The sequence below is a fragment of the Brucella gallinifaecis genome, from assembly GCF_006476605.1.
Classification (GTDB): Bacteria; Pseudomonadota; Alphaproteobacteria; order Rhizobiales; family Rhizobiaceae; genus Brucella; species Brucella gallinifaecis.
This window is the reverse complement of record NZ_ML636835.1, coordinates 1-1284: the sequence shown is the minus strand read 5'-3', so window position 1 is coordinate 1284 and position 1284 is coordinate 1. Positions and strand designations below refer to the sequence as shown.

Here is a 1284-nt window from a genome sequence, read left to right as displayed (position 1 = left end):
AGAGGTGGTTCGGTTTGTCTGAACAGTTTCGGGCGTTTCGTTAAGTGGATTTCCGCCGCGATTATGCCGCCACCATCATTGGTGTCAGCGCGTTGAAGTAGACCTGATCCGGCGTCTGCCGGTCAAGGGATGAATGTGGGCGTCGGCTATTGTAAAAGGTCAGATATCGACCGATGCCGACGCGGGCCTCAGACACGGTCTTGTAGGCGTGGAGATAAACCTCCTCATATTTGATCGACCGCCAGAGCCGCTCGACGAAGACATTGTCCCGCCACGCGCCCTTGCCATCCATCGAGATGGCGACTTCCGCCTTCTTCAGCACGGTGGTGAAGTCAATGGACGTGAACTGCGATCCCTGATCTGTGTTGAAGATATCCGGCTTGCCATAGCGGGCCAGCGCTTCCTCAACCGCTTCGATGCAGAAGGCCGCTTCCATCGTGATCGACAGTCGCCACGATAAAACCTTGCGGCTGAACCAGTCCACGACGGCGCAGAGATAGACAAAACCACGCGCCATGGGGATATAGGTCAGATCCATTGCCCACACCTGGTTGGGCCGGGTGACCGCCAGCTTGCGCAGGAGATAGGGATAGATTTTGTGCCCTGGCGCTGGCTTCGAGGTGTTCGGGCGGCGATAGATTGCCTCAATGCCCATCTTTTTCATCAGCGTTGCGATATGAAGCCGCCCAGTTTCCAGCCCTTCTCCTCTCAAAAGCCCTTGCAACATCCGACTTCCGGCAAAAGGGTAGTCGAGATGCAGTTCGTCGATCCGCCGCATCAAAGCCAGATCGCTGTCCGACACTGATCGTGGAGAATAGTAGATGCTGCTACGGCTGAAGCCGAGAAGCCGGGCCTGCCTTGCAACCGACAGCTTGTGCGCGCGGTCAATCATTTTTTTCCGCCCAGCAATCCCGCCTTGCCGAGCGCACCGGACAAAAAATCGTTCTCCAGCGTCAGTTCGCCGATTTTGGCATGAAGCGTTTTGACATCAACGGTTGGCCCTGTCGGTTCCGCCTTGTTCTCATCACCGAAAACGCCGGTCGCCCCCTCAAGGAGCTGGTCTTTCCACTGCTTAATCTGGTTGGCATGCACGTCGAACTGCTGGGACAATTCCACCAGTGTCTGCTCGCCTCGAATGGCGGCAAGCGCCACCTTTGCCTTGAAAGCCGGGCTGTGGTTCCGGCGTGGTCGTCTCGTCATGGTATCTCCTGTTCTCGGCATCTAAGCCGAAGTCAGGCAGAAATTCCACTTATCTCCGCTGTCCAGATTTCCCGAACCACCTCT

General features: G+C 56.5%; 1 protein-coding gene. It reads right to left on the bottom strand.

From position 1 onward, the window contains the following. Positions 1-61: 61 nt before the first annotated feature. Positions 62-1200 (bottom strand): IS3 family transposase gene (locus FHY56_RS17720; RefSeq protein ID WP_168927626.1). Its coding sequence is split into 2 segments (ribosomal slippage): positions 62-942 and positions 942-1200, totalling 1140 coding nucleotides; the frame shifts between segments, so codons are not numbered across the junction. Positions 1201-1284 lie beyond the last annotated feature (84 nt).